At 29.8% G+C, this 26,134-nt stretch carries 29 protein-coding genes; 16 read left to right on the forward strand and 13 right to left on the reverse strand.

From position 1 onward, the window contains the following. Positions 1-18: 18 nt before the first annotated feature. The 4 genes from recN (at position 19) to Q4517_RS10280 (ending at position 4,361) form a co-directional block, all read left to right on the forward strand. Positions 19-1,671 (forward strand): DNA repair protein RecN, encoded by a 1,653-nt coding sequence (recN, locus tag Q4517_RS10265; protein ID WP_303508843.1) that lies wholly within the window; start codon positions 19-21, stop codon positions 1,669-1,671. Between the two features lie 50 nt (positions 1,672-1,721). Further along, positions 1,722-2,534 carry an enoyl-ACP reductase gene (locus Q4517_RS10270; protein ID WP_303508846.1) on the forward strand — a complete coding sequence of 271 codons (813 nt, stop codon included), beginning with the start codon at positions 1,722-1,724 and terminating at the stop codon, positions 2,532-2,534. Between the two features lie 94 nt (positions 2,535-2,628). Then, positions 2,629-3,408 carry a DUF3050 domain-containing protein gene (locus Q4517_RS10275; protein WP_303508848.1) on the forward strand — a complete coding sequence of 260 codons (780 nt, stop codon included), beginning with the start codon at positions 2,629-2,631 and terminating at the stop codon, positions 3,406-3,408. A gap of 5 nt (positions 3,409-3,413) precedes the next feature. Then, on the forward strand, positions 3,414-4,361 hold the full coding sequence (locus Q4517_RS10280; protein ID WP_303508972.1) for a glycosyltransferase family 2 protein: 948 nt from the start codon (positions 3,414-3,416) through the stop codon (positions 4,359-4,361). 36 nt (positions 4,362-4,397) lie between these two features. Here Q4517_RS10280 and arsC read toward each other — a convergent pair whose 3' ends face one another. Further along, positions 4,398-4,739 (reverse strand): arsenate reductase (glutaredoxin), encoded by a 342-nt coding sequence (gene arsC, locus Q4517_RS10285; RefSeq protein ID WP_303508851.1) that lies wholly within the window; start codon positions 4,737-4,739, stop codon positions 4,398-4,400. 69 nt (positions 4,740-4,808) lie between these two features. Beyond that, on the reverse strand, positions 4,809-5,903 hold the full coding sequence (gene prfB / locus Q4517_RS10290; RefSeq protein WP_303508853.1) for a peptide chain release factor 2: 1,095 nt from the start codon (positions 5,901-5,903) through the stop codon (positions 4,809-4,811). Positions 5,904-5,939: 36 nt separating this feature from the next. On the opposite strand from prfB, the gene Q4517_RS10295 reads away from it, so the two are divergent. Further along, positions 5,940-6,962, forward strand: a complete 1,023-nt coding sequence (locus Q4517_RS10295; protein WP_303508855.1) for a low specificity L-threonine aldolase — start codon at positions 5,940-5,942, stop codon at positions 6,960-6,962. On the opposite strand, the gene Q4517_RS10300 is transcribed toward Q4517_RS10295, so the two are convergent. From Q4517_RS10300 to Q4517_RS10310, 3 genes are all read right to left on the reverse strand, one after another. After that, entirely contained in the window at positions 6,959-7,441 is a 483-nt protein-coding gene (locus Q4517_RS10300) for a hypothetical protein (RefSeq protein WP_303508858.1), read from the reverse strand. The two genes, Q4517_RS10295 and Q4517_RS10300, sit on opposite strands and share 4 nt — an antisense overlap. 79 nt (positions 7,442-7,520) lie before the next feature. Then, positions 7,521-8,135: a hypothetical protein gene (locus Q4517_RS10305; RefSeq protein WP_303508861.1), complete on the reverse strand. Its 615-nt coding sequence runs from the start codon at positions 8,133-8,135 to the stop codon at positions 7,521-7,523. A gap of 6 nt (positions 8,136-8,141) precedes the next feature. Continuing rightward, a complete protein-coding gene (locus tag Q4517_RS10310) occupies positions 8,142-8,636 on the reverse strand; it encodes an RNA polymerase sigma factor (RefSeq protein WP_115901137.1) in 495 nt (164 codons plus the stop codon). 152 nt (positions 8,637-8,788) lie between these two features. Between Q4517_RS10310 and Q4517_RS10315 the strand changes: the two genes are divergently transcribed. From Q4517_RS10315 to Q4517_RS10345, 7 genes are read left to right on the forward strand one after another with little or no spacing between them, the layout of a single operon-like run. Then, positions 8,789-9,205 carry a DUF2141 domain-containing protein gene (locus tag Q4517_RS10315; protein WP_303508865.1) on the forward strand — a complete coding sequence of 139 codons (417 nt, stop codon included), beginning with the start codon at positions 8,789-8,791 and terminating at the stop codon, positions 9,203-9,205. A 40-nt stretch (positions 9,206-9,245) separates the two neighbouring features. Next, positions 9,246-10,601 (forward strand): 2TM domain-containing protein, encoded by a 1,356-nt coding sequence (locus Q4517_RS10320; RefSeq protein WP_303508868.1) that lies wholly within the window; start codon positions 9,246-9,248, stop codon positions 10,599-10,601. Between the two features lies 1 nt (position 10,602). Beyond that, positions 10,603-10,899 (forward strand): 2TM domain-containing protein, encoded by a 297-nt coding sequence (locus Q4517_RS10325; protein ID WP_303508871.1) that lies wholly within the window; start codon positions 10,603-10,605, stop codon positions 10,897-10,899. Beyond that, positions 10,889-11,176, forward strand: a complete 288-nt coding sequence (locus Q4517_RS10330; RefSeq protein ID WP_303508873.1) for a 2TM domain-containing protein — start codon at positions 10,889-10,891, stop codon at positions 11,174-11,176. The genes Q4517_RS10325 and Q4517_RS10330 overlap by 11 nt, the downstream gene beginning before the upstream one ends. Before the next feature lies 1 nt (position 11,177). Next, positions 11,178-11,516, forward strand: a complete 339-nt coding sequence (locus Q4517_RS10335) for a 2TM domain-containing protein (RefSeq protein ID WP_303508875.1) — start codon at positions 11,178-11,180, stop codon at positions 11,514-11,516. Next, on the forward strand, positions 11,503-11,811 hold the full coding sequence (locus Q4517_RS10340) for a 2TM domain-containing protein (protein ID WP_303508879.1): 309 nt from the start codon (positions 11,503-11,505) through the stop codon (positions 11,809-11,811). The genes Q4517_RS10335 and Q4517_RS10340 overlap by 14 nt, the downstream gene beginning before the upstream one ends. Positions 11,812-11,837: 26 nt before the next feature. After that, positions 11,838-12,593: a LytTR family DNA-binding domain-containing protein gene (locus tag Q4517_RS10345; protein WP_303508882.1), complete on the forward strand. Its 756-nt coding sequence runs from the start codon at positions 11,838-11,840 to the stop codon at positions 12,591-12,593. On the opposite strand, the gene Q4517_RS10350 is transcribed toward Q4517_RS10345, so the two are convergent. Then, positions 12,583-13,098 (reverse strand): flavodoxin family protein, encoded by a 516-nt coding sequence (locus Q4517_RS10350; RefSeq protein ID WP_303508885.1) that lies wholly within the window; start codon positions 13,096-13,098, stop codon positions 12,583-12,585. The genes Q4517_RS10345 and Q4517_RS10350 overlap by 11 nt on opposite strands. Positions 13,099-13,237: 139 nt before the next feature. Here Q4517_RS10350 and Q4517_RS10355 point away from each other — a divergent pair, with 139 nt between their 5' ends. The 4 genes from Q4517_RS10355 (at position 13,238) to Q4517_RS10370 (ending at position 18,546) form a co-directional block, all read left to right on the forward strand. Continuing rightward, complete coding sequence (locus Q4517_RS10355; protein WP_303508888.1) at positions 13,238-14,092, forward strand: PPK2 family polyphosphate kinase; 855 nt, start codon at positions 13,238-13,240, stop codon at positions 14,090-14,092. A 67-nt stretch (positions 14,093-14,159) separates the two neighbouring features. Then, entirely contained in the window at positions 14,160-14,987 is an 828-nt protein-coding gene (locus Q4517_RS10360) for a 3'-5' exonuclease (protein WP_303508891.1), read from the forward strand. A 75-nt stretch (positions 14,988-15,062) separates the two neighbouring features. Next, the gene (locus Q4517_RS10365) at positions 15,063-15,548 is read left to right on the forward strand and encodes an ABC transporter ATPase (protein ID WP_303508894.1); all 486 of its coding nucleotides are present in this window, start codon (positions 15,063-15,065) and stop codon (positions 15,546-15,548) included. Positions 15,549-15,621: 73 nt separating this feature from the next. After that, entirely contained in the window at positions 15,622-18,546 is a 2,925-nt protein-coding gene (locus Q4517_RS10370) for a glycoside hydrolase family 3 N-terminal domain-containing protein (RefSeq protein WP_303508896.1), read from the forward strand. On the opposite strand, the gene Q4517_RS10375 is transcribed toward Q4517_RS10370, so the two are convergent. The 7 genes from Q4517_RS10375 to Q4517_RS10405 all read right to left on the reverse strand — a co-directional run bounded on the left by Q4517_RS10375 (position 18,527) and on the right by Q4517_RS10405 (position 26,040). Beyond that, a complete protein-coding gene (locus tag Q4517_RS10375) occupies positions 18,527-19,573 on the reverse strand; it encodes a lysophospholipid acyltransferase family protein (protein ID WP_303508898.1) in 1,047 nt (348 codons plus the stop codon). The two genes, Q4517_RS10370 and Q4517_RS10375, sit on opposite strands and share 20 nt — an antisense overlap. Before the next feature lie 3 nt (positions 19,574-19,576). Then, a complete protein-coding gene (locus Q4517_RS10380; RefSeq protein WP_303508900.1) occupies positions 19,577-20,488 on the reverse strand; it encodes a bile acid:sodium symporter family protein in 912 nt (303 codons plus the stop codon). Beyond that, entirely contained in the window at positions 20,472-21,113 is a 642-nt protein-coding gene (locus Q4517_RS10385; protein WP_303508903.1) for a DUF4159 domain-containing protein, read from the reverse strand. The genes Q4517_RS10380 and Q4517_RS10385 overlap by 17 nt, the downstream gene beginning before the upstream one ends. A gap of 518 nt (positions 21,114-21,631) precedes the next feature. Continuing rightward, complete coding sequence (locus tag Q4517_RS10390; RefSeq protein WP_303508906.1) at positions 21,632-22,702, reverse strand: AraC family transcriptional regulator; 1,071 nt, start codon at positions 22,700-22,702, stop codon at positions 21,632-21,634. A 146-nt stretch (positions 22,703-22,848) separates the two neighbouring features. Then, complete coding sequence (locus Q4517_RS10395) at positions 22,849-23,559, reverse strand: 16S rRNA (uracil(1498)-N(3))-methyltransferase (RefSeq protein ID WP_303508907.1); 711 nt, start codon at positions 23,557-23,559, stop codon at positions 22,849-22,851. Next, positions 23,559-24,677, reverse strand: coding sequence for a GTP cyclohydrolase (locus Q4517_RS10400; protein WP_303508909.1), 1,119 nt, complete (start codon positions 24,675-24,677; stop codon positions 23,559-23,561). The genes Q4517_RS10395 and Q4517_RS10400 overlap by 1 nt, the downstream gene beginning before the upstream one ends. 19 nt (positions 24,678-24,696) lie before the next feature. Beyond that, positions 24,697-26,040, reverse strand: a complete 1,344-nt coding sequence (locus Q4517_RS10405) for a transporter (RefSeq protein ID WP_303508912.1) — start codon at positions 26,038-26,040, stop codon at positions 24,697-24,699. Positions 26,041-26,134 lie beyond the last annotated feature (94 nt).

Below are 26,134 nucleotides of genomic sequence, written 5' to 3' on the forward strand. Positions count from 1 at the left end.
CACTCTAAAGAATAGAATTTGCTTACACATTTATCTATACATAATTACGCATTAATCAATCAGTTAACGATTGATTTTACAAACGGTTTATCTATTATAACAGGTGAAACTGGAGCAGGAAAATCCATTTTATTAGGTGCTTTAGGGCTAGTAATGGGGAATCGTGCCGACTTAGCTGCTTTAAAAGACACAGAAAAAAAATGTGTTATTGAGGCTCAATTTTCTGTTGAAGGATATGCTTTACAAGAATTGTTTGAAGAATTAGATCTTGACTATGAGCAGGAAACCATAATTCGAAGAGAAATTTTACCATCTGGGAAATCAAGAGCTTTTGTTAACGATACGCCGGTTACATTATCGGTGTTAAATGCTTTGAAAACAAAGCTCATTGATATTCATTCGCAACATCAAACCATGCAGTTGTCTGATGTATCTTTTCAATTCTCTGTTATTGATGCCTTGGCAAAAAATCAGGCTAAAATAGCATCGTATAAAAGAGGTTTGCGTACGTATAACAAATTACGAAAAGAGCTGAAAGTACTTCAAGAAGAAACTGAGAAATCGAAAGAACAATACGAGTATAATTTACACCTGTTTAATGAGTTTGAAGAGGCTAATTTAAAAGAAGGAGAGCAAGAAGCTTTAGAAGAAAAGTTAGATAAATTAAATAATATTGAAGAAATAAAATTAAATTTATCTGAAGCTTTAGGTGTTGCGATTAATGAAGAAATAGGAATTCAAACGTTGCTAAACTCTTTAGAGAGTAAACTGCAAAAAATTAGTTCTTTTTCTAAGCAATATGAAGAGTTAGCGAATCGCGTAACAAGCGTGAAAATTGAGTTAGATGATGTAGTTACTGAGTTAGAAAGTGCGAATGAAGAAGTTGAATTTAATCCGAATGAAATAGAAGAACTAAATGATAGGTTGCAACTTATTTACAATCTTCAAAAGAAACATTCAGTATCAACTATAAGTGAATTACAAGAAATGCATACATCATTATCTGAAAAAGTAGCACAAGTTGAAGATGCAGGGGGAGTCGTGGCTCAAAAAGAAGTAGAAATTAAAGAGGTGGCTAAGAAGTTAGATGACGTAGCAAAAATGATTACGACATCTAGAAATAAAGTAATTCCAAAGTTGAAAAAAGAGTTAGAATACCTTTTATCAGAGTTAGGAATGCCAAATGCTCGTTTTACTATTGAATTACTACCGTCAGAAGAATACTTATCAAACGGGAAAGATAATTTACAGTTCTTATTTTCAGCAAATAAAGGAGGCAATTTTGGAGAGTTAAAGAAAGTTGCTTCTGGAGGTGAATTATCTCGAATCATGTTATCTATCAAAAAAATATTATCAGAAAACATACAATTACCAACGATTATTTTTGATGAAATTGACACAGGTGTTTCAGGAGAAGTATCTAATAAAATTGCAAAAATAATGCAAGATATGAGTACTCATATGCAGGTAATAACCATTACGCATTTACCTCAAATAGCTTCAAAAGGAGTACAGCATTATAAAGTGTTTAAAGGCGAAGAAAAAGGAGTAACAACCTCTAACTTAAAGTTACTGTCAAACGACGAACGCATTAGAGAAATAGCAGAAATGTTAAGTGGAAAAGATGTTTCTGAAAGCGCTTTAACGCATGCAAAAGAATTATTAAATTAAGAGTATATTTGCTTTTAGAACAAACAACGATAGACTAAAATATTTTAAATATGTATAATTTATTAAAAGGAAAAAAAGGAATTATTTTTGGGGCATTAGATGAGAATTCTATTGCATGGAAAGTAGCTGAACGTGCTCACGAAGAAGGAGCAGAATTTGTGTTAACTAATGCACCTATTGCAATGCGTATGGGAGGTATTAAAGATTTAGCAGCGAAAACAGGATCAGAAATTATTCCAGCTGATGCGACTTCTATGGATGACTTAAACAATTTAGTTGAAAAATCTATGGAAATTTTAGGAGGTAAAATCGATTTTGTTTTACACTCTATCGGTATGTCAGTTAATGTACGTAAAGGACGTCATTATACAGATTCTAAATACGATTTCACAACGAAAGGATGGGATGTTTCTGCAGTATCTTTTCATAAAGTAATGAATGTTTTATATAACAAACAAGCCATGAATGAATGGGGTAGTGTTGTTGCATTAACTTATATGGCAGCACAACGTGTATTCCCAGATTACAATGATATGGCTGATAACAAAGCGTATTTAGAAAGCATCGCACGTAGTTTTGGTTATTTCTTTGGAAGAGATCATAAAGTACGTGTAAACACAATTTCTCAATCACCAACGCCAACGACTGCAGGTCAAGGAGTAAAAGGATTTGATGGATTTATTTCATATGCTGAAAAAATGTCTCCATTAGGAAACGCTACAGCGTTAGAGTGTGCAGACTATACGATTTCATTATTCTCAGATTTAACAAAGAAAGTAACCTTACAAAATTTATTCCACGATGGAGGGTTTTCTAACATGGGAGTAAGTGATGCTGTAATGGAAAGATTTACTGAAGAGTAAATTAACTTGTGCCTTGAGCGTAGTCGAAAGGTACTGAAAGAATATATAATTAAATGCAAATCGTTAGATTTGCATTTTTTATTGACAGTTATAAATGAGCAATATTTTACACATAGTAAAGGAATTAAAACCCTTAAGAAAACAGCTTAAAGAACATGAGCTATATAATTCGTTAAATGATATAAACGATGTAAAATTATTTATGGAATCGCATGTATTTGCTGTGTGGGACTTTATGTCGTTGTTAAAGGCATTACAACGAGAACTTACTTGTGTAAATTTGCCTTGGTTACCTGCTGTAAATATTAAAACAGCTCGTTTTATTAATGAAATTGTGTTAGGTGAAGAAACTGATATTAATGAGTTAGGAGAACCTAAGAGTCACTTTGAAATGTATATTGATGCGATGCGTCAAGCAGGAGGAAGTGTTTCTGAAATTTCAAGTTTTATTTCAGATATCCTTGATGGTAAACCTGTTGACCAAGCTCTGGAAAACTGTTCAATTATTGAAGAAGTCAAAGATTTTGTAAATTTTTCTTTTGAAATTATTAAAACAAAACAACCACATATTATTGCATCTAGTTTTACTTTTGGAAGAGAAGATGTAATACCAGATATGTTTTTAGAAATTGTAAAAAATACGGAAGAGAAAGAAGGGAGTTCATACAGTAAACTTACGTATTATCTTAATAGACATATTGAGTTAGACGGTGATGAACATGGACCATTATCATTACAAATGATAGAAGAGTTATGTGGAAATGATGAACAAAAATGGAATGACGCATTATATTATGCTAAAGAATCTTTGCGAAAAAGAATACAACTCTGGGATGGTATAGCTAAACAAATTAAACAAGCAGCTTTAGTGTAGTGGATATACAGTTTTCAATAATAATACCTGTTTACAACCGACCACAAGAAATTGATGAGTTGTTAGAAAGCTTAACAAAACAAGACTTGAAAGACGATTTTGAGGTATTAATTGTTGAAGATGGTTCAGAAAATTCATCTGAAGAGATTGTAAATAAGTATAGGTCAAAACTCAATCTAAACTATTTTTATAAAGAAAATAGTGGAGCAGGGGCAAGTCGTAACTATGGAATGCAGAGAGCCTCAGGAAATTATTTTATTATTTTAGATTCTGATGTAATTGTTCCATCTCAATATCTTTCTGAAGTAAAAAAAGCATTAGAAGAAAATTATACTGATGCTTTTGGTGGTCCAGATGCAGCACACCCCAGTTTTACAGCATTACAAATAGCTATTAATTATTCAATGACTTCGATGTTAACCACTGGAGGTATTAGAGGAAAGAAAAAAGCTGTAGGAAAATTCCAACCTCGAAGCTTTAACCTTGGTTTGTCTAAAATTGCTTTTGAAAAAACAAATGGCTTTTCTAAAATGAAAGCGGGAGAAGACATCGATTTAACCTTTCGCCTATGGAAGAAAGGTTTTGAAACACAATTAATAGAAAAGGCTTTTGTATATCATAAGCGTAGAAGTACTATTAAACAGTTTTTTAAACAAACATTTGCTTTTGGTACTGCAAGACCTATTTTAAATAAAAAGTACCCTGAAACAGCAAAGTTAACTTATTGGTTTCCGAGTTTATTTATTATTGGAATTGATTTTGCGATTATAGTAGTATTCTTTGGGTATTGGCAGTTGTTAGTTTTTTATGGAGTTTATTTTACGGGGATCTTTTTAGATTCTCTATTACAAAATAAAAACTTGCAAGTAGCTTTTTTGAGTATTATTACAACCATCACTCAGTTTTATGGTTACGGGCTTGGTTTTCTTGAGTCTAGATTTCTGAAAAAATAAAAAAAACTCCCAAATTATTGAGAGTTTTTGAATGGTTTATATAACTTCTTTGATAATTTCCGGCGGTCGTCCAATAACAGCTTTATTACCTTTAATAACAATAGGACGTTCTATCAACTTAGGGTTTTCAATCATTGCTTTAATGACTTCAGAATCTGATAGTTCTTTTCCTTTATATTCATCTTTCCAAATTTTTTCATTTTTACGAACTAAATCAATCGGAGAAATATTTAATAAACGAATAACTTCTTTTAATTCTTTTTCGGAAGGAGTGTTGTCTAAATATTTTACAATTTCAAATTCCTTTCCAGAGTTTTCTAAAATTTCTAAACCTTGTCTCGATTTAGAACAACGTGGATTATGGTATATTTTTATCATTTTATTGTTAGTTTACAAAGTTTAAAGGTTTATTTGTTTGTAAATTGAAAAAACAAATGTTCCTAATTCCTAGTCTTCTTTTTGTCCCATCATCATTAAATAAGCCTTTAAAAACGGATTAATATTCCCATCCATAACAGCATCTACATTTCCTGTTTCATGAGCTGTACGAACATCTTTTACTAATTTATATGGATGCATTACATAGTTCCGAATTTGGCTTCCCCATTCATTTTTCATTTTATTAGCTTCTATTTCTTCACGAGCAGCTAGTCGTTTTTGTAATTCAATTTCGTATAATTGCGATTTTAACATTTGCATTGCTGTAGCTCTGTTATCGTGCTGAGAACGTGAGTTTGAACATTGAATTTGAATCCCGGTTGGCTTATGTAATAATTGAACCTTAGTTTCAACCTTATTTACATTTTGTCCACCAGCACCGCTAGAACGAGCTGTAGTAATTTCAATATCGGCAGGGTTTACTTCAACTTCGATAGAATCATCAGCAACAGGATATACATATACAGAAGCAAATGAGGTATGACGTTTTGCATTGCTATCAAAAGGAGAAATACGCACCAAACGATGCACGCCATTTTCACCTTTTAACCACCCGAAAGCATAATCACCTTCAAATTCTAAAGTAACGGTTTTTATACCGGCTACATCACCTTCTTGATAGTTCAGTGTTTTAATTTTAAATCCTTGTTTTTCTGCCCACATAGTGTACATTCGGGTAAGCATTTCTGCCCAATCACAACTTTCTGTACCTCCAGCACCTGCGGTTATTTGTATGGTAGCACTTAAATTGTCACCTTCTTCCGACAGCATGTTTTTAAACTCAATATCTTCTAAAAAAGTAGCTGTTCTTTCAAATTGTTCTTCAACTTCGCTATCCTCAATATCACCTTCTTTATAAAAATCGTATAAGACTACTAAATCGTCGTTCATTGCTACAACAGTATTATAATCTTCTACCCATTTCTTTTTAAAACGAAGCGATTTCATAACAGTTTCAGCCTCTTTAGGATTATTCCAAAAGTCAGGGTTTGCTGTTTTTTCTTCTTCATTTGAAATTTCAATTAACTTCTTGTCAATTTCTAAATATCCTTTTAACTTGCCAATTCGTTCAGCGATATTTTTAAGCTGTTCGTGTGTAATCATAGATGCAAAAATACATTTTATAAATCGTAGTTAGAAATGGAAATAAACTTAATAAGTGATACTGTAACTAAGCCAACTCAAGGAATGTTGGAGGCAATGATGAGTGCTAAAGTAGGAGATGATGTTTTTAAAGCAGATCCGACAGTGAATTTGTTACAAGAAAAAGTAGCGGATCTGTTTGGAATGGAAGCTGCGTTGTTTTTTCCTTCGGGAACCATGGCAAATCAAACTGCGATAAAAATCCACACACAACCTGGTGATAGAATGTTTTGTGATAAATGGGCGCATGTATATAACTATGAGGGAGGTGGAGCTGCTTTTAATGCAGGGGTAACCTCTTGTTTAATTGATGGTAATAGAGGTATGTTTACTGCAGTACAATTAAAGAGTTTAGTAGGAGGAAGAAATGATATTCATACACCATATAGTAGATTAGTTTGTGTTGAAAATACCACGAATAAAGGTGGAGGTGCTTGTTGGGATTTTGAAGAATTACAAAAAATTCAAAAAGTAGCTAAAACAAATGATTTAGCTTACCATCTTGATGGAGCACGTTTATTTAATGCTTTAGTAGCTAAAAATGAAACTCCAAAACAGTATGGAGAATTATTTGATACGATTTCTATCTGTTTGTCGAAAGGATTGGGGGCTCCTGTAGGTTCAGTATTAGTGGGGAGTAAGGCACATATAGAAAAAGCGTTACGTGTACGTAAGTTGTTCGGTGGAGGAATGAGACAAGCTGGGTTTTTAGCAGCCGCAGGAATTTATGCTTTGGACAGTCAAGTAGAGCGTTTAGCAACAGATCATCAAAAAGCAAAAGAGATAGGAGAAGTTTTAGAAAAATGTTGGTATGTGACTAAAGTGGAACCTATTGAAACGAATATTGTTATTTTTTATGTAAACGATTCTATAAATCCAGATGATTTTATAAAAAAAATGGCAGATAAAGGTATTTTGCTAATTTCTATGGGGGAAGGGAAAATACGCATTGTAACACATTTAGACTTTACGGATGAAATGTTAAATGTTTTGTTAGGAGTATTAAACAACTATTCTTAAAAGAAAACCCTTACAATAGGTGAGAAAGCAGAAGCGTACACGCTTCTGTCTTCTTTATGTAAAACATCGTATTGCACACCTAAAGAAACAGCACCTATTCTATAAGAAGCTCCAATATTTAAAGCGGGGTAGTTGTGTCTCTTCGAGATACCATTAATGTTAGTGTTAACGTACATTTGCTGTAAATCGGCAGAAAACTCAACTTCTCTAATAGGTCTAAATAGTGTAATTACTTTAGGTGTAATAATATTAGAACTTAAACCTTCATTCTTATTATAGGCATAACCAATTCCTATACCTATAGAAAAAGATTCGTTAAAATCATAAACAGCAGCTGGAGATATAGCAAGAGTCGTATTGTTTGAGCCAAAACCAAAGCTAACATCCCCACCAAAACGAACATTTTTCCAAAAATTATCTTCTTGAGTAAAAGCTATAGTAGAATAAATAAAAAAGCTAAAAAAAAATAATCTACTCATAAGTAAATAGTTAACTCAGCTAATATAATAAATAGTCATCATAAAACGTTAAGAGAAGTTTATAAAAAATTAGTGTTTTTTAATTTAACTTTTCGAGTTTAGCTAACTCTTTGTAGTTTTTGTTTAGTTTTCTTAGTAATATTCCATACAAGAGTTGATAAAAGCACCATAGAATTATAAGCATAATTATTAACATTATCACTGTAACAATTATTGAAATTAAAACTTGCTTAGAGTTAAACTCTGGGTGGGTTTTTAATGATGCAATGGCAACTATAATTCCAAAAATAAATACATACAATAAGTTGAATATAACGTAGTACTTTACAGTTTTTCTAGTTTTAATAATCTTTGTCATTAAAGTTTTAGTAGAGTCTACAACAGAAATGCTTTTATAATTAAGGTAAAATTTAATCAAGAAATAGAGTAGTACAGGGTAGATGATGAATTGTGAATAAATCATAAAGCTATATAAGCCAAGTTTTTTATATTCTTCATAAGCTTCTTCCATATCAAAAATAAAATAGAAAGAATTCAAGAAAATAAACTCTAAAATTCCAATAATAAAAATCCATTTTACGATTGAAGATGACTTGGAATGTGCCATTCTATAGATATCAATTTTAGAAACTTTATCTGTTTCTTCTGATTGGTTACCCCAAGCTTTTTTATATTTATCTAAATCTAAATCCATTTATAATTATGGGTTTAATACTTTTTTTAATTTATCTTTAGCTCTGTTCATTTTCACACGAGCATTTACTTCACTTATACCTAAAGTTTCAGAGATTTCCTTATAGGGTTTGTCTTCTAAGTATAAAAAAATCAGAGCCTTATCAATATCATTTAATTTACGAATTGCACCATACAAAGCTTTTAACTGTACTTCTTCAGTATCATCATATTCTTCTGCTTTAATTTTAAAAGAATAGTCTGTAAAGTCTTGTGTTTTTATACTTCTTGTTGATTTTCTATATAAAGAAATAGCAGTATTCAATGCTACTCGATACATCCAAGTACTAAATTTTGCATCTCCTCTAAATTTACTATAGTTTTTCCATAACTGAATGGTGATTTCTTGAAACAAATCGTTATGTGCATTTTGGTTGGTAGTGTAAATCCTACATACCTTATGCACAATGTTTTGATTGGCTTCGAAATCAGTTAAAAATTTATTTTCTAATTCTTTTTTCACTGAGTTTAGTAGAGTTGATATGTTATAAGTAGCTCAAAAATACAAATTGTTACAATTCATCCTAAAAATAATACAATTCAGTTTGTTATTATTTTAAAAATAGAGTTTCCGATGAATATTTGTGTCAGAATTAACCATAAAAAATAAACAAAATGAAATTCTTAATACACATTTTTGTTATAGCAGTTTTATTTACAGTTAAAACAGTTTCAGCTCAAAACAAAACAGTTACAGCAACAGTTGTGAATGTCACTTCTGACAAAGGAAAAGTAAAATTTGCTTTATATATTAAAGAGAATTTTAGAAAAGAATCGTTACAAGCGAAAGAATCAGTAATTAAAGAAGGAAAAAGTACTGTGATTTTTGAAAACATTCCAACTGGTGAGTATGCTATAATTTGTTTTCATGACGCAAATAATAATAGTAAAATGGATTTTGAGCCTAATGGAATGCCTTTGGAAGATTATGGAGCATCAAACAATAAATTATCTCGTTTTGGACCTCCTCAATTTGAAGAAGCAAAATTCTTAGTTGAGGATAAAAATGTATCTTTCGATATTAAATTTTAGAATAAAGAAGGTAAACCTTTAAATATAACAAGCATAAAGAATGAAAACACCAGTAAAAAAAATATTTAATAATTTGAAGAATGATATTTGGATTTGCTTAAAGCTTACAATCATTTTTGGTGCTGTTTTTACTTTAATAAATCAAGCTTTTACATTAAAAGAAGCTGGGTTAGTGTTTTTGTTTTCTGCAATGTATTCTTTTGTTTTGGGCTTAGGTAATGGAGTTATTAATGGTTATTTAAGTAAAAAGTGGGACTGGGTTTTGCAAACCAACCAAAGGGTTTGGGCAGGGATTATAGCAACAATTAGTTATACAGTAGTAGCTGTATTACTAATTCATTATATACAATACTTTGTTATTTTTAATAACAACATAGGTAACTTTTTTAAAGGGCAGTTTTTATGGATGCATTTATTTGCAATTATACTTTCATTGGCCATTGCTGTATTTTTTCACGCGAAAGACTTTATGGTTAACTGGAAAGCTTCTGTAAAACAAGAAACTACACAACATGAAATAGTAGCCAAAACAGAAACTGCAAAGTTTGAAACTTTAAAAAGTCAGATAGATCCACATTTTTTGTTTAATAGTTTAAATGTGTTAACCTCTTTAATTAGTGAAAACCCAAAGCAAGCAGAAAGGTTTACCACAAAACTATCTAAAGTATATAGGTATGTATTAGAACAACGAAATAAAGAGTTAGTGCCTATTCAAGAGGAGTTACAATTTGCTAAGACGTATATGGAATTATTGCAAATGCGCTTTGAAGAAGCTGTACAGTTTAACATTCCAGAAGAAGTAAGTAACTTAGATTTAAAAATAGTGCCGTTATCACTTCAATTATTATTAGAAAATGCAGTGAAACACAATGTAGTTTCTTCAACTAAACCTTTAGAAATAAGTATTTATGAAGAAGATGGCTTTTTAAAAATTCAAAACAACGTTAATCCGAAAGAGGCTATAGGTAAAAGTACAAAAGTAGGATTAAGAAATATAGCAGATCGTTACGGTTTAATAACCGATAGAAACATTCAAATAATTAATAAAAACAAAACATTTACAGTGTGTTTACCACTGTTAATTAATATAAAAAATAGTATCATGGATACAAAAAATTTAGAAAACAGCAGTTACGTAAAAGCAGTAGAAAAGGTAGAGAAACTAAAAGAGTTTTATCAAAATTTAGTCTCGTATTGTATAGTTATTCCTTTTTTAATATTTATAAACCTCAAAACATATTCAAAATTTCAATGGTTTTGGTTTCCAATGATAGGCTGGGGGATAGGATTAATTTTTCATTATTTAGAAGTAAATAGTTATAACTTATTCTTAGGGAAAAACTGGGAAGAACGCAAGATTAAGGAGTTGATGGATGATGATAAAAATTATAAGTAATATGGAAAAAGAATATACAACAGCTTACAAATATGCAAAAGCAAAAAAGAGAGTAGAGAAAATCAAAGGGTTTTACATTCATATTATAGTCACTGTATTAATCATTCCAGTTTTAATTTTTATAAACTTAAAGTTTGTGCCAAGTTATTATTGGTTTTATTACCCAATAATAGGAATGTTAATTGGTGTCTTTTTTCATTGGTTTGGAATTTTCGGAATTGATAAAATAGGTTTAGGAAAAGATTGGGAAGAACGTAAGATTAAAGAATTTTTAGAAAAAAAACATCATGGAAAATAATTTTACAGAAGAAAAAAGGTATTTGGAAGCCAAAAAAAAGGTGAAGCAAGTAAAAGGGTTTTATGCTCATGTTTTGGTAAATATAGTTTCAATAATAATCATTGTAGTAGTAAATTTAAAGTTTTCACCTTATTATCATTGGTTTTGGTTTCCTGTTATAGGAATAGTACTAGTGACTTTTATTCATTGGATGCTAGTTTTTGGTGTTAACATTTTAGGGCTTGGAAAAGATTGGGAGGAGAAAAAGATAAACGAATACCTAAATAAAAAAGATTAGTATGGAAAATGATTATAAAGAAGAACATAAATATTTATTAGCCAAAAAAAGAGTAGAAAAAATAAAAGGATTTTATTGGCATTTGGCAGCATATATAATTGTGAATATATTTATTTCAGTCGTAACTATTATGGGCTTGATGAATGAGGATAAGTTAACTTTTATCAAAGCAATAAGCAATTTTGGTGTATATGCCACCTGGTTTTTTTGGGGGATTGGAGTCTTTTTTCATTGGTTAGGAGTATTTGGAACCAATATGTTTTTTAATAAAGATTGGGAGAAGCGTAAAATACAAGAGTATCTAGATGAACTAAAAAAGAAAGAAAATGGAAACTATTAATAGAGAACAACAATATATAAGAGCTCAAAAAAGAGTAGATGAAATTAAAAAGTTTTACAAACATTTAGTGGTTTACATGCTTATAAACTTAGTTTTTATAGGAAGAAGAATATATAAAGATATTGTTTATAGAGACGAATCTGTTATGGATGCTTTCTTAGATATAAGCAACTATAATTTATTTTTTTTGTGGGGAGTTATAGTATTTTTACACGGATTTAGTGTCTTTGCAAAAGGAAAATTATTCTCTAAAAAATGGGAAGAGCGAAAGATTAAAGAATACATGAATAAGTAATTGTTAAAAATAGACCAAACTAAACTATGAATGTTATAATTATTGAAGATGAAAAGCCAGCTGCAAGAAGGTTAAGTAGAATGTTAGCTGAATTAGATATAGAAGTTCAGCAAATGTTGCACTCGGTAGAAGAATCGATTAATTGGTTTCAAAATAATGAGCATCCCGATTTAATTTTTTTAGACATTCAGCTTTCAGATGGATTATCATTCGAAATTTTTGAAGAAGTAACTGTAAAATCAGCTATCATTTTTACAACGGCTTATGACGAGTATGCATTAAAAGCGTTCAAGTTAAACTCTATAGATTATCTCTTAAAACCGATAGATGAAGATGAGTTAACAATAGCAGTAAATAAATTTAAAGAACATCAACCTATACAAAGTAATATACAAGTTAATATAGATGACATTCGTAAGTTGTTGATTAACCCTGTTGATAGAAAATACAAAAAACGATTTACTATAAAAGTAGGACAACATTTAAAAATAATTAATACTGAAGATATCGAATGTTTTTATTCAGAAAATAAAGCAACCTATATTCACACATCTTCTAATAGAAATTATTTAATAGATAACTCTTTAGAGTATTGGCAAGAAGAGTTAGATCCCGAGCATTTTTTTAGAGTAAATAGAACATTTATAGTACACATAAATGCGATAAAAGATATTGTTTCATATACTAACTCACGCTTACAATTAAAGTTGCAATCTTACGATGATACTGAAATAATTGTAAGCAGAGAGCGAGTAAAAGATTTTAAGTGTTTTATTGAGTAAGTAATTTTCTAAACTCATTAATTTTAACTTTAGCATCGGGGTGAATTTCATTTCCGTCTTCAGTAAACCAAGCATGAGTACTACCAAGATAATTCATGCCTAAATATTTAGCACTTTCTATAAAAGGCATTTCAAAGCCATCTCTAAGATCGTTAGCACCAGAATTACTAATCATAGCCATGTTTTTACCTCGTAATTGTCTTCCTAAATCTTTTTTGTAATGAAGTAAGTCTGAAAGTCTATCAAAAAATGTTTTCAAAGTAGCACTCATGCTATACCAATATACAGGGGTAGTAAATACAAGAGTATTATATTTACTAACAATTTCTTCTATGAGAGAGATAAAATCATCATCAGAATTGCTAAAATCATATTCAAATACACCAATTTCTTTTGTTTTTAAGTCAATAAAATTAAAAGACTCATTGTTATTGAGGTAATTAACTACTTTGTATGTGTTTCCTAAACTTTTAGAACTTGCTTGTATGATAACTGTTTTATTCATTATGTCATTTATTTGGAAGTAAAGCTCAAAAAAATAAATAAAAGAATATTTTGAATTTAATTGTAATATTTGATAATAACCAAGAAAAAATCAATAGAAGAAGTCTATATTTTTGTACTTTTATGCTATAAAAAAGCGGATGAACACAAATGCCTACATATTTTCTGAAAAAAGAAAGTTAAATGAATTTTCTACTAAAGAAGTTGTTGATAATGCTAAGAAGAAGCTGAAAAAATCAAGAAAAAAAATTAGTAATTTACAAGACACAATGTACGCAGAAGGTAAGTATAGTGTTTTATTGTGTTTACAAGGAATGGATACAGCAGGTAAAGATAGTTTGATTCGAGAAGTTTTTAAAGATGTTAATGCACGTGGAGTAGTAGTACATAGCTTTAAAGTACCGACAGAATTAGAATTAAAACATGATTTTTTATGGCGTCATTATATAGCCTTGCCTGCTAAAGGAAAAATAGGAGTTTTTAATCGTACACATTATGAGAATGTCTTGGTAACAAGAGTGCATCCAGAGTATGTTTTTGTCGAAAATATACCTACGGTAAATAGTCTTGATGATTTAAATGATGAATTTTATCATGGTAGAATGGAACGTATTAATCAGTTTGAGAGGCATATATCTGAAAACGGAACAATTATTTTAAAGTTTTTTTTAAATGTATCTAAAGAAGAACAGAAAAACAGGTTATTACGTAGGTTAAATATTCCTGAAAAGAATTGGAAATTTTCTGCGGGTGATTTAGAAGAACGAAAGTTATGGGATAAATATCAAGAGTGTTACGAAGATATGTTACAGAGAACATCAACAAGTTATGCGCCTTGGTATGTAATACCTGCAGATGATAAACCTACAGCACGTTACATTGTAGCAAAAGCATTAGAAAAAGAATTAGAAAAATATAATTTTAAAGAGCCTACACTGCCAAAGAAAGTGTTAGACCAAATAGATGAATTTAAAAAAGAATTAACGAACGAATAATACATAGAAAAGACAATAATAGATATATGTAAAGTAAATAGAATATTGTCTTTAAGCACTACAAAAAATGAATTTAAATTTAACAAAACCAATAGTATTTTTTGATTTAGAAACCACAGGAATAAACATCGCTAAAGATAGGGTAGTTGAAATATCTATCTTAAAAGTGTTTCCTAATGGAAATAAAGAAAGTAAAACATGGTTGGTAAACCCAGAAATTGAAATACCAAAAGAATCTTCAGAAATTCATGGAATTACTAATGAAAAGGTAGTTACTGAGCCAACCTTTAAAGAGTTAGCACCACAAATAAATGAACTAATTGGAGATGCCGATTTAGCTGGGTTTAATTCAAATCGATTTGATATTCCTTTATTAGCAGAAGAGTTATTACGAGCGGGAATTGATTTTAACATGAATGATCGTAAAGCGGTAGACGTACAAACTATTTTTCATAAAAAAGAGCAACGAACATTAAGTGCAGGGTATCAATTTTACTGTGGAAAAGAGTTAGTAGGAGCGCATGGTGCTGAAGCGGATACGAATGCAACCTATGAAATCTTATTAGCACAGGTTGAAAAATATGAAGATTTAGAAAACTCAGTAGAAGCATTGAGTGAATTTTCAACTCATGGAAAAAGAGCAGATTTTGCAGGGTTTATCTTATTTAATGATAAAGATCAAGAAATCTTTTCTTTTGGAAAGTACAAAGGAAGAACTGTTGAAGAGGTATTCAAAGAAAACCCAGGGTATAATACTTGGATTCAAAATGCCGATTTTCCTTTGTACACAAAAAAGGTGTTAAAAAAAATAAAAGAACGAATGTCGGCACCCAAAAATATGATGACCGATGAAGAAAAGTTACAAGCCCTACAACAGAAGTTTAATTTAAGGTAATCTTTTAACATTTATTTTTAATAATTATCTCAGTTGTTTTTTAATTTAGATAGTACGAAAACAAATACAATAAAAATGTTCACAGAATATAAAAAACTACCCCAAAATGCAAGAATTTGGGTGTATCAGTCAGATAGAGAGTTTACACAAGAAGAAATAGAATTTATAAGTGCAAAAGCACTGCTTTTTATTGATAATTGGACACGTCATGGAGACGATTTAAAAGGGTCATTTACTATTAAATATAATCAGTTTTTAATATTGGCAGTAGATGAAGGTTTCAACAATGTTTCAGGTTGTTCAATTGATGCTTCTGTACGTTTTATAAAGGAGTTAGAAAAAGAGTTAGAGCTAGATTTAATGAACAAAATGAATGTTTCTTTTAAAGATGGAGATAACATTAATATTGTTAAACTTCCAGAGTTCCAAAATTTTGTCAAAGAAAAAAAAATAATAGCAGAAACAATCGTGTTTAATAATATGGTAAATACAAAAGGAGATTTTGAAACAAAATGGGAAGTACCAGCAAACCAGAGTTGGCATGCACGATTTTTGGTATAACTATTGATTTTATAAAAAAAGAAAATATTAAAACTTTACAAAAAACTGTAAAGCTTATAAAGAAGTAAGATATATGAAGGGAAAAATAGTTACGTTATTAACGTTTGTTTTTGTACAAATAATTCAAGCCCAACAAGTAGACCCTTTGTTAGCCAAAGACTCTATAGCGCAAAATATATGGGTAGATAGTATTATGAAAAATATGTCTATTGATGAAAAAATAGGACAATTATTTATGATACAAGCATATTCAAACAAAGATAAAAAGCACGAAAATTTTATTTCAAATATGGTAACGAAGTATCATGTAGGAAACATTATTTTTATGCAAGGAACACCCGATAAACAAGTAGTTTTAAATAATAAGTATCAAAAATTAGCAAAGATCCCTTTAATGGTTGGTTTTGATGGTGAATGGGGTTTGGATATGCGTTTAAAAAACACATACCGTTTTCCTTGGAATATGACTTTAGGAGCTATAAAAGACACTTTATTGTTGCAAGAGGTAGGAAAAAGAATTGGAGAGCATTGTAAACGTGTAGGAATTCATATGAATTTTGCTCCAGTAGTAGATGTAAATACTAATCCTAAGAATCCTATCATAGGAAATCGCTCTTTCGGAGAAAGTAAAGAAAATGTTGCCGAAAAAGCTATAGCGTTTACAAAAGGAATGCAAGGAGAAGGTGTATTAGCAAACGCAAAGCACTTTCCAGGGCACGGAGATACCGAAGCAGATTCACATCACACATTACCAACAATTAATTTTGGAGAACAACGATTAGACTCGATAGAGTTGTACCCGTTTAAAAAAATATTTGAAGCAGGAGTAGGGAGTGTTATGACAGCACATTTAAGCATTCCAGCTTTAGAAACCAATCCAAAATTACCATCATCATTATCAAAAAGTGTAGTAACTAATCTATTACAAAATCAGTTAGGCTATAAAGGGTTGGTTGTTACGGATGGTTTAAATATGAAAGGAGCAGCAAACTATTCAACACCTGCAGAAATAGATTTGGCAGCAATTTTGGCGGGAAATGATATATTATTAATTCCTCAAGATGTGCCAGGTTCAATAAGCTTGATAAAAAAAGCAATTGTAGAAGGAAAGCTGTCGGAAGCACGTATAAACAATTCAGTAAAAAAGATTTTAAAAGCAAAATACTTAGTTGGATTAAACAAGTACAAACCTATTGAAACAGAAAATGTTTCTAAAGATATAAATAGTCCTTATGATGAGGTTTTACACCGTAAATTGATAAAGAACTCTATCACGATTTTAAAAAATCAAGAAGCTATTTTACCAATTAAAAACCTTAAAGAAAAGAAAGTGGCTTATGTTTCTCTAGGAAATGATAGTGGGTCAGACTTTTATGAAATGCTAACAAATTATACGAAAGTAGATAAGGTTTCTGATAAACATTTAAGTGTACTAACAAAGAAGCTAGAAAAGTATAACCTTGTAGTTGTAGGGTTTCATAAATCGAATAAGAACCCATGGAAAAGTTACAGGTTTTCTAGTAAAGACCTTACATGGTTGCAAGAAATAGCTAGAAACAATAAAGTTATTTTAAATGTTTTTGCAAGTCCTTATAGTTTACTTCAAGTGCCTTCTTTTACTAACATAGAAGGATTAGTAATGTCGTATCAGAATAGTAAGTTAGCTCAAGAACTTTCTGCACAAGCACTTTTTGGTGCTTTTGACTTAAAAGGGAAGCTACCAGTATCTATAAAAAATGAATTTAAAGTTGGTGATGGATTATTTGTAGAGGGCTTAGATGTGCTGCAGTATACAATCCCTGAAGAAGCAGGAGTTTCATCAGAAAAACTTTCAATTATTGATAAAAGAATTGATACGATTTTACAAGAAAAGATGGCTCCTGGAGGGCAAATCTTAGTAGCCAAAGATGGAAAAGTAATCTACAATAGAAGTTTTGGCTATCATACCTTAGTAAAAAAAAAGCCAGTTAAGAATTCAGATATTTATGATTTAGCTTCTTTAACTAAAATTTTAGCCTCGTTACCTATGATAATGAAAGCTGAGGAGGAGAGAAAAATTAGTTTGTTTTCAAATTTAGGAGATGTATTACCAAGGTATAGTAAATCGAATAAAGACACCTTGTTACTAAAAGAAGTATTATCTCATTATGGACGTTTACGTGCTTGGATTCCTTTTTACTTACATACTAAAGACAGTATAACAGGAAAAAACTCTACACAGTTTTATAGAAAAAAACGAACCCCAAGGTTTAGTATAAAAGTAGCAAGAAATTTATACTTAGCTAAAGAATATAAAGACTCCATTTATAAACAAATAGTTGATTCAGAACAACGAAAAAGAGTGGGGTATAAGTATAGCGATTTAGGGTATTATATTTTTAAAGAAATTATTGAACGAAAATATAAAAGGCCTTTAAATAAACTGGTAGATGAACACTTTTATCAGTCTATTGGAGCAGATAGAATGACTTACTTACCTTTGAATAAATTTACAAAAGATGAAATTGTTCCTACAGAAAGAGATAATTATTACAGGCATCAGTTAGTTCATGGTTATGTTCATGATATGGGAGCAGCAATGCTTGGAGGAGTAGGGGGACATGCAGGTTTATTTGCAAACGCAAATGATGTAGCTAAAATTATGCAAATGTTTTTACAGGATGGTTCTTATGGAGGAAATAAGTATTTAGAGCCTGAAACAGTACATAAGTTTAATAAACGCTATTATGAAAATAAAAGAGTACGAAGAGGATTAGGTTTTGATAAACCACAATTAAACCCTAAAGTGAAGGCTACTTGTGGTTGTGTGTCAGATGTAAGCTTTGGACATAGTGGCTTTACAGGAACTTATACTTGGGCAGACCCAGCAACAGGTGTTGTGTATGTCTTTTTATCAAACAGGATTTATCCAACAATGAGAAACTATGGTTTAGTAAAAAGTAATATACGTACCAAAATTCAACAAGATATTCAAGATGCTATTTTGATGGTGGAGTAGGTGATAGTTTAGTATATAATAGAATAAGAAAAAGAGAAGCTAAAAAGTATACTAAAGTTAATTTCCAACCAAAATATAAATATATAATCCAGCTTTGGATAGAATAAAAGGAAGGAAATAAAATAGCGTTTACACCAAATCTAAAGGTGTCTATAAACTCTATTTCGTCCACTTTTTTACTTAAAAGCTTCCAAACTGAATACGGAACTAAGCTATTTAAAATAATTAATAAAAAGAGAGGAAGAGCATAGTTTACACTGCGTTTTTTTTCTGTAAGTGTTTTTTTATCTCGTATAAGAGTGTTTATTAGATTGACTTTGGTGAAATCAACTTGAGCGTTATTTAAGTTAGATAAAGTAGTTTTATAGTCTTCATTTTGTTTTATATGAACACTTAAATCTTTTAATTGATTTGAAACAAGCTCCTTTATGTCCTTTACTGATTGATTTATATTTTGTTCATCATAATAATCATTAGCTAGAATAGGAGAACCGAAATGTATAGCAGTTTTAGAAGGATAATTAGATACATTTTGATATGTAATTCCTACGGGAACAATATTAATTTTAGTGTCAGGGAAACTATCTAAAGTTTTAAAAATAATTCTTGTAAATCCTTTACTCAAAGGTCTAATAGCTCTGTCTTTTTTATGAGTTCCTTCAGGAAAGATTAATAAGGTTTTTTTGTTTTTTAAAAGTAACTGACATTTGTTAAAAATTTCTTCATTTTTACTAAGTTGTTGTACACCGTCTCTAATACGGTATATAGGCATCATTCCAAGTAAATTAAAAAACTTAGCTATTGTAGGGTTGTTAAATACAGCGGCACGCACTAAAAAGTTTGTTCTTCTTTTTATATGGGTAGCTATAAGCAAAGGATCAATTAATCCGTTAGGATGATTAGCTGTGAAAATTACAGCTTCTTTTTTGGGGATTTGTTCACTCCCAACAACTGTTATTTTTTTAGAGTAAAAGAATAAGCCAGTTTTTACAAAAAGTTTAAAAAAGTAGTATATCAGTGTTTTCATTTATTATTTATTTCTTCCCCAGTAAGTAGCTAACATCATGCCTGAAAAAATATCCCAAACTCCCCAAAAAGCAGCAAGAAGAGCCATTCCTCCTAAGCCATCAAAAAAGCTAAAAATAAGAAGTAATCCTAAACCACCGTTTTGGATTCCAGTTTCCATAGAAATAGTTTTACAGTCCTTTTTATTTAACTTAAAAGATTTAGCTGTTACATAACCTATCACAAACGCATAAATGTTATGAAATATTACCAGAAACAATACTAAATGTATGTAGTTTTTAAAAATGTCCGCATTGTCATATAGGGCTATTACAATTAATAAAAGAAAAAAGAAAATAGAAAAAGGACGTAAAAGCTTATTTATTTTTTTAGCCATTTCATGATGATAGTGATTTACGAACATTCCTAATACTATTGGAATTCCTAAAATGAGAAGTACTAGTTTAAAAAGTTCAAAAGGGTTTAAAGAAACACTTTTAAGAATTTCGTTTGTAGGTTCATATAAACTTCCCCATAATTGCAAATTTAAAGGAGTCATTATTAAACAAATTAGAGTTGAAAAAGCTGTTAAACTTACCGATAGCGCAGCATTACCTTTTGCCATTTTACTAAAAAAGTTAGAAACATTCCCTCCTGGACAAGCAGCAATCATTATCATACCTAAAGCAAAACTAGGGTAAGGATTAATGATATTGATAAGAATAAAGGTTAAAAGAGGAAGTAAAATAAACTGAGATAAAAGTCCAACAAATAATATTTTAGGTTTTTTAATAAGCCTTTTAAAGTCATCTATTTTAATGTCTAGTGCAATACCAAACATAATTATAGCAAGGGCAATGTTAAGCATCCACAAAGCCTCAGTGTCAAAATTAATTTTGATATTGTCAATTTGTAAAGTATTAATGTTTAAAAGCATACTCTATTATATTAGCTCCCATTTGTAGAGCTTTTAGTCTAGTTTCTTTAGGGTTGTTGTGTACAGCAGTATCCTCCCATCCATCACTTAAATCACTTTCGTAATCATAAAAAACAACAAGTCTTCCTTCGTAAAATAGGCCAAATCCTTGAGGTGGTTTTTTATCGTGTTCGTGAATTTTTGGCAATCCTTTAGGAAAGGAAAAAGCTTGATGATAAATAGGATGATTGTTTGGTATTTCTTGAAGCTGTAGTTCAGGGAAAACTTTTTTTAGTTCTCTTCGGACGTACTTGTCAAGACCATAATTATCAGATATATGTAAAAAACCTCCAGAAATAAGGTAGTTTCTTAGTGTTAAAATTTCATCGTTTGTAAATAAAATATTACCATGCCCAGTAATGAAAACAATTGGGTAGTTAAGAATTGACTCATCATCAAGCGTAATACTTTGTATGTTTTTGTTAATCTGAGTTTTCGTGTTCTGGTTGGCAAACTTTACAAGGTTAGGTAAAGCCGTAGGATTAGCATACCAATCACCACCTCCTTTATATTGTATAACTGCTATTTCTTGAGAAAAAGTATTGAGATTTAGTAGAAATAAAAAAAACAGGGTGAGGTTCTTCATTAATTAACTTAAATTTAAAAGCAATATAGTAAAAACAATAATAAAAAACACCAACAAACTTGTTGGTGTTTTTTCCCTTAAAAAAATAAATTAAGCTTTATTCCGAAAATTCCCCAATTTTTTAGAAAAGCATTTTTATTTATGTGATAAATGTATTGTATGCTTTTATATACCCAGTTCAATTACATCTAAAAAGGTGTTTTAAAACTAATTTTTTGTAAAAAGCATAGTTAGTGAAAATTATATATAGGTTGTGTTAGGCTTATGAAAAGTAAAAAACACCAATATTAATATTGGTGTTTTTAATAACTATAGCTTTTCCTTTTTCGTATTGAGAATAAGTATTCTCAATAATTTTCTAGAAATCTTAATTATCAATTGAAAACCCCTTCAACTATTTTCAATTATTAATTTTTTAATTTCAACAAGTAAATATACTTTGGAATGAGGAGATAGGGGTTCGGAAACATCCATTTTGGACGTTTTCGAACTGTCTTTTTGTAAAATAAAAGTAATTTTTAACTTAAAATAGCTAATGATGAGTTTTTAAACTCTACAGGAGTGTGTCCTGTATGTTTTTTAAAGACAGTATAAAATGTAGATTTAGAATTAAAACCAGACTCTAAGCCTATAGAAGTTATTGTATAATTAGTATAATCTGGATCTAATAAAAGAGTTTTAGCTAAATCAATTCTCATTTCGTTTAAATAATCGGTAAAAGATTTTCTAGCAATATTGTTTATAATAAGAGAAAGTGTACTAGAGCTTAGTTCTGTATCTTCAGATAGGTCTTGTAGTGTGTATTTGTTTAATAAGTATTTCTTTTTAGATCTAATAAACTTATCTATTTCTATAAATTGTTCTTTTTGTCTTTCAACTTGGTTTTCAGAGAAGTTTTTTTCGATATTTAAATTAATTGTATCAATACTAAAATCACCGTTTAAATCAATTAGAAGAGATTCTCTAATTCTCTTACGTTCTTTTAATAGACGGATTTGTTTTAGTCCCTGATAACCTAACCAATAAATTAATATAGTAGTATAAACTCTTAAAGGGTAGTAAGAAAATAAAAAACCAGTAAAATTCATTTTTACTTTAATAAATAAAGCTAAAATCCAAAGAGCATATCCTATAGAAGTTAATATAAAGAATGTATAAATCCATCTAAGATTGTCAAAGGATAGAATTTTAGGAAACAGTTTTTCTTTTTTATATAATATGTAAAAAGAGTACACAAAAATACTTAATGAAGTAGCTAAACTAAAAATTTCTTCTATAGAAGTGTATCGTTCGTAAATAAAATTTAAATATTCTCTAGAAGCTGAATCACTATAATAAAGAACAAAACTAATTTGACTTGCAACTAGAATTAAGAAAAGTGGAATAATTATTTTTAATATTTTATAGGATCTCTTAGCAATATTTAAATAATGAATTAAAAACATATATAAAAAGGGCATCGCTAAAAAGTGCCAAGGCACTTGTACATAGTCTAGGGCAAACTTATGTTGAAATAATTCTCTTTCTAAAGCCCAAGATTGTATGTTGTTTAATGAGATAGCTAATATTAAAAGGTTTAAATATATCATACTTTTTTCTCGTCCATTTTTTGAACAGAAAAGTATAATACTAAAAGCGAAACCGTGAACGGCACTAATTAACAAAAAGAGATTAAAAAAATCTGCTGTAGTCAAAATAAAAAACTTTAAGAGCAGCTAAATATACAAAAAATGAATTATTGATGTAAGTAAGCTATACTCTGTACTACATTTAAACCAGCAGTTTCAGTTCTGAGTCTATTTTCTCCTAAAGAAATAGGAATGAATTCTTTGTTTAAAGACTGCTGAATTTCATCGAGTGAAAAATCTCCTTCGGGACCAATGAGAATTGTGTATTTTGATTTAGGAGAAGCAATATTTTTTAAAAACTTCTTTTCAATACTTTTTTCACAATGTGCTATGAAAACTTCTTCTGAAAAATCATTCTTTATAAAATCAGAAAAATTTATTGGAGGGTTAAGTTTAGGTAATGTAAATTGTAGTGATTGTTTCATTGCAGATTGTATAACTCTTTGTAAACGATCAATTTTTACAACTTTTCTTTCAGAGTTTTTACAAATAATAGGGGTTATTTCATCAATACCTATTTCTGTAGCTTTTTCTAAAAACCACTCTAAACGATCGTTATTTTTTGTTGGTGCTATGGCTACGTGTAAATAATAATCTCTAGTATGAGTTCTTTTTTCAGACTTAATAATTTTAGCAACACATTTTTTGTCATTTCCAATAATTACTTCGGCAAAGAAAAGAATTCCACCTCCGTTAGTAATGTGTAATATATCTCCTTCCTTTTTTCGTAAAACACGAATTATATGGCGACTTTCATCTTTATTGAAAGTAATTTCTTTTGAAGTGATTAATAAATTTGGATTATAAAAAAGCTGCATTATAAATCGAGTTTGTATGTTCTCCTTCTTTTATGAATTTTTGGGTCAAAATCTTTCCAGATTTGATGGATTGCTTGGTTTTCTTCAAGCTCTGGGGTTCTAATACAGTTTTGAATTCCTCTAGCTGAGAATACAGGGTGGAATTGTTCAAATATAATAGCTGTTACTCCTTTATTTTGATATTCAGGGTCAACGCCAATTAAATAAAAAGTAACATCTTTAGAGTTTTTTCTTGCATTCAACAAGTGGAAAATTCCAAAAGGAAAAAGTTTTCCTTTAGCTTTTTGCAAAGCTTTAGAAAAAGAAGGCATCACAATAGCAAAAGCTACTAGTTTATGATTTTCGTCAACAACAAATTTTATATACTCAGGGTTTATAAAGCTTATATATTTCTTTTTAAAATAAGCTATCTGAGCATTTGATATGGGGACATAAGTTGATAGTTTAGAGTAAGTTTTACTAAACAAGTCAAACATTTCGTCAACATAAGGCATAATCTTATCTGTGGACGTAAAGTTCAAAGGAGTTAAGTTATATCTTCTTTGAATAATATTGCTTGCCTTTCTATATTTTTTAATATCAACATTACTAAAAGAGAATATACTTTCAATATATTCTTTTTCTTTAGTAAAGCCTAATTGCTCCAAATGTTTAGCGTAGTATGGGTGATTGTACCAGGTAATCATTGTTCCCATATAATCAAACCCCTTAATAAGAACACCAGTTTTATCTAGGTTGTTAAAACCAACAGGACCTTCTATATATTTTAAGTTGTTTTCGCGCCCTATTTCTGCAACTTTATTTAACAAGGCTTTAGATACTTCTATATCATCAATAATATCAAACCAACCAAAACGTATTTTTTTTATATGTTGTTTTTCTACTTCATAAGAATTTATAATAGCTACAATTCTACCAACTATTTCATTGTCTTTTAAGGCTAAGAAAAAGCGAGCATTGGCATATTCAAAAACAGGGTTTTTATTTTTGTCAAAACTTTCTATTTCATCCTTAATAATAGGAGGAACCCAATACTTATTATTTTTATAAAGAGAAAAAGGAAACTTAACAAATTGTTTCATTCCCTTTTTGGTTGTTATTTCTTTAATTTGAATCATTTTGCAAATTTAAGGACTTTTAATTATCCTCCTTTTCTTTTTCCTTTTCTTTCTCTTGTTGCTCTTCTTTTTTGATTTCTTCTTCTAATTTTTTTATCTCTTTTTCAAGTTTTAAACGCTCCTTTTCTTTACGCTTGGCTTCTTTTTCTTCCTCTTTTTTAATCTTCTTTTCAAGCTTTAAGCGTTCTTTTTCTTTACGTTTAGCTTCTTTTTCGGCGTTCTTTTTAGCTTTTTTAGCAGCCTTTTTTTCTTCTTTGGCTGTTTTTTTCTTTTGTTTTTTGTCTTCTTTAATAATCATGTCAACTAAAGACCCTTGACGTTCTCTTTTAGGTTTTTCATTTAAAAGCTCACCATCGCTAGATTCTGTATCCAGATCAACTTTTCGTTTTTCCTTTTTAGAGAATAATTTACCTGCTTTACTAAACATTCGACCAAAGAAATTTTTATTCTCGTCATATTTAACAGGCTTTTCTTTTTCAATTTTGTTTCCAAATTCATCTATTTCAACAAAATCGTCTTTATGTCTATTAATTCTATAGGATACACCTAAGGAGCTATAAATTCCAATTTCATCTTGTTGTAAGTTAGCTCTTAATGATGCGTTAAATTGTAAGTTTTCACTAAAAAGATAGGCAGCACCAGCCCCTATATTAGTTTTTTTCTCATATTCTTCAAAAATGCCTTGTATTTCAGCAAAACCAGACCAGTAGTCATTAAAATTGTAGGTACCAGTTACAATATAGGAAAGTTGAGAAAAGTCAGTACCAATATAATCATAATGAAGATTGGTAACAACATTTAATTTGTCTGAAAATTCATTTTGAAGTAAAATACCGACTTTAGGGCTAAAACCACCTCTTTCGTGATAATCAGTTAAAAAACTACCAACATTTATACCTGCTGAAATACCAATGTGTGGTATCCATCGCTTCCAGTCAAAAGAGTGTCTAGCTTTCCAGCTTCTTATTTCTTTACTTTTATCATCATATTTAGGAGCATAAATCATGTATTTTGCACCTAAACTGAATTGACTCAATCCTGTTTTATTATATGATGATTCAAAAATATTTTTAAAAGCTATTTTATCTCTTTGTAAAGAAGTATTTACATTAAACTCTAGTTTTTCAGAAAAAAAACTAGTTCTAAAAAATAGGTTTAAACCTAAAGCTTCTGGATTGCTAAAAGTTGGCGTAGCATTCATTTTTCTATAAAACAGACTTGTTTCAAACTGATAAACACCCGAACCAACACTGTATGGACTCTCAGAAAAACCTGGTCTATTTGAATTTATAACAGGTGTATACTGCGCGTTAGCAGTTAAAATAGAACAAAAAATAAAAAGGATAAGAAGTTTCTTAATCATATATAATAAATCCAAATTTTTGGGTTGTACAAACATACGTAAAAATACAATTACCTATATAATATAAGTTTTGTAAACTCTTAACGCTTCCTTT

Source organism: Tenacibaculum sp. 1_MG-2023 (assembly GCF_030547425.1).
Taxonomy (GTDB): domain Bacteria; phylum Bacteroidota; class Bacteroidia; order Flavobacteriales; family Flavobacteriaceae; genus Polaribacter.

Excerpts from the sequence above, each read along its gene's own strand:
- Q4517_RS10270 (WP_303508846.1), top strand. The coding sequence starts at position 1,722 with ATGTATAATTTATTAAAAGGAAAAAAAGGAATTATTTTTGGGGCATTA.
- Q4517_RS10275 (WP_303508848.1), top strand. The coding sequence starts at position 2,629 with ATGAGCAATATTTTACACATAGTAAAGGAATTAAAACCCTTAAGAAAA.
- arsC (WP_303508851.1), bottom strand. The coding sequence starts at position 4,739 with ATGATAAAAATATACCATAATCCACGTTGTTCTAAATCGAGACAAGGT.
- prfB (WP_303508853.1), bottom strand. The coding sequence starts at position 5,903 with ATGATTACACACGAACAGCTTAAAAATATCGCTGAACGAATTGGCAAG.
- Q4517_RS10295 (WP_303508855.1), top strand. The coding sequence starts at position 5,940 with ATGGAAATAAACTTAATAAGTGATACTGTAACTAAGCCAACTCAAGGA.
- Q4517_RS10300 (WP_303508858.1), bottom strand. The coding sequence starts at position 7,441 with ATGAGTAGATTATTTTTTTTTAGCTTTTTTATTTATTCTACTATAGCT.
- Q4517_RS10305 (WP_303508861.1), bottom strand. The coding sequence starts at position 8,135 with ATGGATTTAGATTTAGATAAATATAAAAAAGCTTGGGGTAACCAATCA.
- Q4517_RS10315 (WP_303508865.1), top strand. The coding sequence starts at position 8,789 with ATGAAATTCTTAATACACATTTTTGTTATAGCAGTTTTATTTACAGTT.
- Q4517_RS10320 (WP_303508868.1), top strand. The coding sequence starts at position 9,246 with ATGAAAACACCAGTAAAAAAAATATTTAATAATTTGAAGAATGATATT.
- Q4517_RS10325 (WP_303508871.1), top strand. The coding sequence starts at position 10,603 with ATGGAAAAAGAATATACAACAGCTTACAAATATGCAAAAGCAAAAAAG.
- Q4517_RS10330 (WP_303508873.1), top strand. The coding sequence starts at position 10,889 with ATGGAAAATAATTTTACAGAAGAAAAAAGGTATTTGGAAGCCAAAAAA.
- Q4517_RS10335 (WP_303508875.1), top strand. The coding sequence starts at position 11,178 with ATGGAAAATGATTATAAAGAAGAACATAAATATTTATTAGCCAAAAAA.
- Q4517_RS10340 (WP_303508879.1), top strand. The coding sequence starts at position 11,503 with ATGGAAACTATTAATAGAGAACAACAATATATAAGAGCTCAAAAAAGA.
- Q4517_RS10345 (WP_303508882.1), top strand. The coding sequence starts at position 11,838 with ATGAATGTTATAATTATTGAAGATGAAAAGCCAGCTGCAAGAAGGTTA.
- Q4517_RS10350 (WP_303508885.1), bottom strand. The coding sequence starts at position 13,098 with ATGAATAAAACAGTTATCATACAAGCAAGTTCTAAAAGTTTAGGAAAC.
- Q4517_RS10355 (WP_303508888.1), top strand. The coding sequence starts at position 13,238 with ATGAACACAAATGCCTACATATTTTCTGAAAAAAGAAAGTTAAATGAA.
- Q4517_RS10360 (WP_303508891.1), top strand. The coding sequence starts at position 14,160 with ATGAATTTAAATTTAACAAAACCAATAGTATTTTTTGATTTAGAAACC.
- Q4517_RS10365 (WP_303508894.1), top strand. The coding sequence starts at position 15,063 with ATGTTCACAGAATATAAAAAACTACCCCAAAATGCAAGAATTTGGGTG.
- Q4517_RS10370 (WP_303508896.1), top strand. The coding sequence starts at position 15,622 with ATGAAGGGAAAAATAGTTACGTTATTAACGTTTGTTTTTGTACAAATA.
- Q4517_RS10375 (WP_303508898.1), bottom strand. The coding sequence starts at position 19,573 with ATGAAAACACTGATATACTACTTTTTTAAACTTTTTGTAAAAACTGGC.
- Q4517_RS10380 (WP_303508900.1), bottom strand. The coding sequence starts at position 20,488 with ATGCTTTTAAACATTAATACTTTACAAATTGACAATATCAAAATTAAT.
- Q4517_RS10385 (WP_303508903.1), bottom strand. The coding sequence starts at position 21,113 with ATGAAGAACCTCACCCTGTTTTTTTTATTTCTACTAAATCTCAATACT.
- Q4517_RS10390 (WP_303508906.1), bottom strand. The coding sequence starts at position 22,702 with ATGATATATTTAAACCTTTTAATATTAGCTATCTCATTAAACAACATA.
- Q4517_RS10395 (WP_303508907.1), bottom strand. The coding sequence starts at position 23,559 with ATGCAGCTTTTTTATAATCCAAATTTATTAATCACTTCAAAAGAAATT.
- Q4517_RS10400 (WP_303508909.1), bottom strand. The coding sequence starts at position 24,677 with ATGATTCAAATTAAAGAAATAACAACCAAAAAGGGAATGAAACAATTT.
- Q4517_RS10405 (WP_303508912.1), bottom strand. The coding sequence starts at position 26,040 with ATGATTAAGAAACTTCTTATCCTTTTTATTTTTTGTTCTATTTTAACT.